This window comes from Streptomyces synnematoformans, from assembly GCF_039531005.1.
In the GTDB taxonomy this organism is placed as follows: Bacteria; Actinomycetota; Actinomycetes; order Streptomycetales; family Streptomycetaceae; genus Streptomyces; species Streptomyces synnematoformans.
The window spans coordinates 1-6,283 of record NZ_BAAAPF010000373.1; the positions used below are offsets into that span (position 1 = coordinate 1).

Annotated in this window: 5 protein-coding genes; 4 read left to right on the top strand and 1 reads right to left on the bottom strand. The window is 74.9% G+C overall.

Annotated features, from left to right (window positions below; translation table 11 throughout):
• Nucleotides 1–104 precede the first annotated feature (104 nt).
• From ABD317_RS32245 to sucD, 3 genes are all read left to right on the top strand, one after another.
• Nucleotides 105–1,496, top strand: coding sequence for a VWA domain-containing protein (locus ABD317_RS32245; RefSeq protein WP_425582493.1), 1,392 nt, complete (start codon nucleotides 105–107; stop codon nucleotides 1,494–1,496).
• A gap of 204 nt (nucleotides 1,497–1,700) precedes the next feature.
• On the top strand, nucleotides 1,701–2,873 hold the full coding sequence (sucC, locus tag ABD317_RS32250; RefSeq protein WP_027755728.1) for an ADP-forming succinate--CoA ligase subunit beta: 1,173 nt from the start codon (nucleotides 1,701–1,703) through the stop codon (nucleotides 2,871–2,873).
• Nucleotides 2,874–2,895: 22 nt separating this feature from the next.
• A complete protein-coding gene (sucD, locus tag ABD317_RS32255; protein WP_344294650.1) occupies nucleotides 2,896–3,780 on the top strand; it encodes a succinate--CoA ligase subunit alpha in 885 nt (294 codons plus the stop codon).
• Between the two features lie 524 nt (nucleotides 3,781–4,304).
• On the opposite strand, the gene ABD317_RS32260 is transcribed toward sucD, so the two are convergent.
• Nucleotides 4,305–5,402, bottom strand: coding sequence for an RNA polymerase sigma factor (locus ABD317_RS32260; RefSeq protein ID WP_344294652.1), 1,098 nt, complete (start codon nucleotides 5,400–5,402; stop codon nucleotides 4,305–4,307).
• A gap of 289 nt (nucleotides 5,403–5,691) precedes the next feature.
• Here ABD317_RS32260 and ABD317_RS32265 point away from each other — a divergent pair.
• Nucleotides 5,692–6,283 (top strand): cell division protein PerM (locus ABD317_RS32265; RefSeq protein WP_344294654.1); only part of this gene is annotated, 592 nt, incomplete at its 3' end.

Genomic DNA, 6,283 nt, shown 5'->3' on the forward strand with positions numbered 1-6,283 from the left:
TGTCGACGTCCCCCGCCGCGGAGCCCGCCGCGGGTGCGCCCCCGGCGCCCCGTGCCGCAGCGTGGGGCGCGGCGGCCCGCACCTCCGATGGCCCCACCCCGACGATGTCCGCCGCGGAGCCCGCCTCGGGTGCGCCCCCGGCGCCCCGTGCGGGAGCCTGGGCCGGGGCGTCACCCGCCTCCGGTGACCCCGCCCCGACGACCTTCTCCCCCGCCGCCGGGCCCGCCGCTTCCGTGCGCGCCGCGGACGCGACCCCGCCCACCCCCGCCGGCCCCGACCCCGGTCCTCCGGCCGCCCCCGCCGACGCCGACGCCGACGCCGGCACCCCCGCCTCCGACTCCGCCGACCCCGGAGGGGAGCGGTTGCGGCGGTGGCGGCTCGTGCTCGGGGCCGAGGGGGGCGGGGACGGGACCGGGCAGGCGCTCGACGGAGCCGACGCCGGCATGGACCGTACGCTCGCCGCGCTCTACGGCTCCCCCGACGCCCCCGCCCGCGGCGGCGGGCGGCGGCAGGCCGGGCTCGGCGGGTCCGCGCCGCAGGTGGCGCGGTGGCTCGGGGACGTGCGGACGTACTTCCCCACCCCCGTCGTCCAGGTCATGCAGCGCGACGCCATCGACCGGCTCGGCATCGCCTCGCTGCTCCTGGAGCCCGAGATGCTGGCCGCCGTCGAGCCCGACGTGCACCTCGTGGGCACCCTGCTCTCCCTCGCCAAGGCCATGCCCGACGAGGCCCGCGAGACCGCCCGCACCGTCGTCCGCCAGGTCACCGACGACCTGGAGCGCAAGCTCGCCGCCCGCACCCGCGCCACCCTCACCGGCGCCCTCGACCGCGCCGCCCGCACCCGGCGCCCCCGCCACCGCGACATCGACTGGGACCGCACCATCCGCGCCAACCTCAAGCACTACGTCCCCGAGCACCGCACCGTCGTCCCCGAACGCCTCGTCGGCTACGCGCGCGCCGCCCGCTCCGTCCGCAAGGAGGTCGTCCTCGCCATCGACCAGTCCGGCTCCATGGCCGCCTCCGTCGTCTACGCGTCCGTCTTCGGCGCCGTCCTCGCCTCCATGCGCTCCCTCGCCACCCGCCTCGTCGCCTTCGACACCGCCGTCATCGACCTCACGGACCAGCTCAGCGATCCCGTGGACGTGCTCTTCGGCACGCAGCTCGGCGGCGGCACGGACATCAACAGGGCGCTCGCGTACTGCCAGCAGCGCATCACCCGCCCCTCCGACACCGTGGTCGTGCTCATCAGCGACCTGTACGAGGGCGGCATACGCCAGGAGATGCTGAAGCGGGTCGCCGCGATGAAGGCGTCCGGCGTGCAGTTCGTCGCGCTGCTCGCGCTCTCCGACGAGGGCGCGCCCGCGTACGACCGCGACCACGCCGCCGCGCTCGCCGCCCTGGGCGCGCCCGCGTTCGCCTGCACGCCGGAACTCTTCCCCGACGTCATGGCGGCGGCCCTGGAAGGCCGCCCGCTGCCCGCCCCGACGGCGGCGTGAGCGGGGGCGAGGCGGACCGGACGCCGCGCGGGACCGGCCCCCGCGGCCCCCTCCGTACCCCGCGCACCCGCGGACCGCACCTGTGACCGTTCTCACCGCGCCGGTGTGACCCCGGATTTATGCCGCGCTGTCAGGCAGGGCTAACCTGCAAGACGACCCTGCCATTACAACGCGACACGACTGAATCACAAGGGACGGACGCGCGTGGATCTGTTCGAGTACCAGGCGAGGGATCTCTTCGCCAAGCATGGTGTACCGGTGCTGGCCGGCGAAGTCATCGACACGCCCGAGGCGGCGCGCCAGGTGACCGCGGAGCTCGGCGGTCGCGCCGTCGTCAAGGCCCAGGTCAAGACCGGCGGCCGGGGCAAGGCGGGCGGCGTGAAACTCGCCGCCGACCCGGACGACGCCGTCGAGAAGGCCGGCCAGATTCTGGGCATGGACATCAAGGGCCACACGGTCCACAAGGTGATGCTCGCCCAGACCGCCGACATCGCCGACGAGTACTACGTGTCGTACCTGCTCGACCGCGCCAACCGCACCTTCCTCGCCATGGCGTCCGTCGAGGGCGGCATGGACATCGAGGAGGTCGCGGCCACCAAGCCGGAGGCGCTGGCCAGGATCCCCGTCGACGCGAACGAGGGCGTGACCGAGGCCAAGGCCCGCGAGATCGTCGAGGCCGCCCGCTTCCCTGCCGAGATCACCGACCAGGTCGTCGACGTCCTGCAGTCGCTGTGGACCGTCTTCGTCAAGGAGGACGCCCTCCTGGTCGAGGTCAACCCGCTGGTCAAGACCGCCGAAGGCAAGGTCCTGGCGCTGGACGGCAAGGTGTCGCTGGACGCGAACGCCGAGTTCCGCCAGCCCGACCACGTCGCGTTCGAGGACAAGGCCGCCGCCAACCCGCTGGAGGCCGCGGCCAAGGCCAAGGGCCTCAACTACGTCAAGCTCGACGGCCAGGTCGGCATCATCGGCAACGGCGCGGGCCTGGTCATGTCCACCCTCGACGTCGTCGCGTACGCGGGCGAGAAGCACAGCGCCGTCAAGCCCGCGAACTTCCTCGACATCGGCGGCGGCGCCTCCGCCGACGTGATGGCCAACGGCCTGGAGATCATCCTCGGCGACCCGGACGTGCGGTCCGTCTTCGTCAACGTCTTCGGCGGCATCACCGCCTGCGACGCGGTCGCGAACGGCATCGTGCAGGCCCTCGAACTGCTCAAGAGCAAGGGCGAGGACGTGACGAAGCCGCTGGTCGTACGCCTCGACGGCAACAACGCCGAACTGGGCCGCAAGATCCTCAGCGATGCGAACCACCCGCTCGTCGAGCAGGTGGACACGATGGACGGTGCCGCCGACCGCGCCGCCGAGCTGGCCGCCAAGTAAGGACAGAGGACAGAAGAAAACCATGGCTATCTTCCTCACCAAGGACTCCAAGGTCATCGTCCAGGGCATGACCGGCTCGGAGGGCCAGAAGCACACGCGGCGGATGCTCGCGTCCGGCACCAACGTCGTCGGCGGGGTCAACCCCCGCAAGGCCGGCCAGAAGGTCGACTTCGACGGCGCGGAGATCCCGGTCTTCGGGTCGGTCCGGGAGGCCATCGACGCCACCGGCGCGGACGTCACCGTCATCTTCGTGCCGGAGAAGTTCACCAAGTCCGCGGTGATCGAGGCGGTCGACGCCGAGATCCCGCTCGCGGTGGTCATCACCGAGGGCATCGCGGTCCACGACACCGCCGCCTTCTGGGCGTACGCGGGCGCGCAGGGCAACAAGACGCGCATCGTCGGCCCCAACTGCCCCGGCCTGATCACCCCCGGCCAGTCCAACGCGGGCATCATCCCGGCGGACATCACCAAGCCGGGGCGGATCGGCCTGGTGTCGAAGTCCGGCACGCTGACGTACCAGATGATGTACGAGCTGCGCGACATCGGCTTCTCCACCTGCGTCGGCATCGGCGGCGACCCGGTCATCGGCACCACCCACATCGACGCCCTCGAAGCCTTCGAGGCCGACCCCGACACCGACCTGATCGTGATGATCGGCGAGATCGGCGGCGACGCCGAGGAGCGGGCCGCGGACTTCATCAAGGCCAACGTGACGAAGCCGGTCGTCGGCTACGTCGCCGGCTTCACCGCCCCCGAGGGCAAGACGATGGGCCACGCCGGCGCGATCGTCTCGGGTTCGTCGGGGACGGCCCAGGCGAAGAAGGAGGCGCTGGAGACCGCGGGCGTGAAGGTCGGCAAGACGCCGTCGGAGACGGCGCGGCTGGCGCGCGAACTGCTGGCGGGCTGAGCGGCGCGCATCCGCGGCTCGCCCGCGGGCTACGCGGTCTGCCGCGAACGGAACGGAAGCGGGTCTGACCTCCGGGGCGGCCCGCTTCCGCGTGTCAACGCGGTGCGCGGCGGCCGGTCGCCTGAATGGGTGATGGGGTGGGCCGTCGGCGCTGTGCGCTGGCCGGGTTGGGCGGGCGAGGTGGGGCGGCGGTGTACGGCGTGGCCGGTGTGGTGTGCCCGCATAGTGGGGCCGATCTCCCGTCGTTCGCCCGCAGGGCGGCGCCGCAGGAGGCACAGCCCACGCGCGCTTGCGCGCAGTGGGGGAGCGCTGGGGGACGACTGGGTGTCAGGCTTGCCCATGGCGCGCTTGCGCGCGCATGGGCGGTACCCCGGCCGCGGGCGGGGCTGGCGCAGGCGGTGCGCCCGCGTTTGGCGCTGCCCGTGCGATGTGGCCCGGTGCGGGTAGTCGGCCACGGGGGCGTCCGGGGTGTGGCTTTGTTGCGGGTGTGGTTCTCGCCGAAGGCGGGACGTTGACGGCGGGTCCTAGCGTGGTGCGGTCGGTGGGGGACGGATCGGCGCAGGCGGTGCGCCTGCGGCTGGCGGTGCCGGTGCGATGTGGTCCGGTGCGGGCGACAGGGTCGGCCACGGGGGTGTCGGGGGTGTGGCCTTGTCGTGGATGTGGTCCCCGCCGAAGGCGGTGACGGCCGCGGCGGTGAGGAAGACGGCCGCCGCGAGCATGCCGTAGCGGCGCAGCTGCCGGTCCGTACGGCGCTCGCTGCGGTGGCGCGCGGCGCCGGGCGGCAGCGTGCGTACCGGCTGCGCGGCGGCGAACTGCCGCAGCCGGGTGCGCAGCGCCTCCGCCCGTTCGGGCGGCGGGAGCTGCCCCAGCTCCGGTACGGCCGCGGCCAGTGCCTCGTGCGCGTGCGTCAGCCGCCCCGCGGCGGCCATGGTGGTGGCCTCCAGCTCGGCGGCGGCCTCGGGCAGGTCGAGCCCGACGACGTCGTAGACGACGACGGCGCTGCGGTACGACTCCGGCAGCGCGAGCAGCGCCGCGAACAGCCGCCGGTCCGCCGGCTCGCCGCACGGTTCGTCCGCGTCCGGCTCACGGTGCCGGTCCCCGTCCGGCTCCCTGCCCCGCTCCCCCTCCGGCCGCGCGCGCCGCCCCCGCCCCGGACGGCGGCGCGCGCGCAGCCGGGCGCGCAGCCACTCCCAGGGCGCCTGCACGTACGCGAACGCGGCGGCCCGCAGCCACCCCGGCGGATCGCGGTCGGAGGCCACCTCGGGCCACCGCTCCCACGCGATGTGGAAGGCGTGCTCGACGGCTTCGCGGGTGAGGGCGTGGTCGCCGGTGAGGAGGTACGTGTGCCGGGTGACGTCGGCGGCGCACCGCTGGTAGAGGGCGTCGTACGCGGCGCCCGCCGCGGCGGCGACGGAGTCGCCGGCCGACGCGGAGTCCCGCACGGCGGCGGCCCGGCGCCCCGCCCGGTACGCCCGACTGCCGTACACCGCGACGCGGTGCGCCCGTCGCACCGCCGCCCTGCTCCGGGGCGTACCACCAACGACCGCCCCACCACCCGCACCGCCGGCCCCGAAGAAGCCGCTCGCGGCCACGTCGATCCCGTACACGCCGGTCCCGGACACGCCGCTCTCCGGCCCCCCGGTCTCCGACACGCCGCTCCCCGCCGCGCCGGTCCCGCTGGGCCCCCTCCCGGGCTCCCCGCCGCCCACCAGCGGAATCTCCTGCGTGTCCGCCTCCGCCGCCCCCGCCGCCCGTCCCCGCCCGCGTCGCCTCCTGCGCCTCTCGCACGGGCCGACCGGCGTCGTCGGCGCCCGCGGCGATATGTCAGGGTCCATAGCATCATCGTGGCCAACACGACGGGCATTCGCTCGTTACCAGGGCGAAACGGGTGTATTTGACAGCATGGCGGCCGTGAGCCAATTGACCGACCTCGCGCCGTCGTTGTCACCCCGCCGCCGGGCCCGGGGCGCCCGCGCCGCCGCCGTGGTCGCCGCGCTGGCGGGCGGGTTCCTCGCCGCCGGCCTCGGCCTGGGGTTTCTCGCCGTGCTGGTGCTGCTGCTGTGGATCACGTCGCCGTATCCGGACAGCGGCCCGGGCGGCGCCCTGCACGTGGTCGCCGACCTGTGGCTCCTCGCCCACGGCGCCGACCTCGTGCGCACCGAGACCCGCACCGGCGTCCCCGCGCCCGTCGGGCTCACGCCGCTGCTGCTCACGGCGCTGCCCGTCTTCCTCCTGCACCGGACCGCGCGCGACGCGCTGACCCCGCAGGACGGCCGGGCGCGGCTCGCGCCGCTGGTCACCGGCGCGTGGCTGGCCTGCGGGTATCTCGCCGTCGCCGCCGCGGTGACCGGGTACGCGCTGGCCGGGCCGCTGTACGCCGCGCCGCTCAGGACCGCGGTCGTGGTGCCGCTGACGGTGGCCGCGGCCACGGCCGCCGGGCTGTGGTCCGCGGCCGGGACGCCCGTCGTGCTGCTGCCCCGCCGCCTGCGCCCGGCGGCGGGCG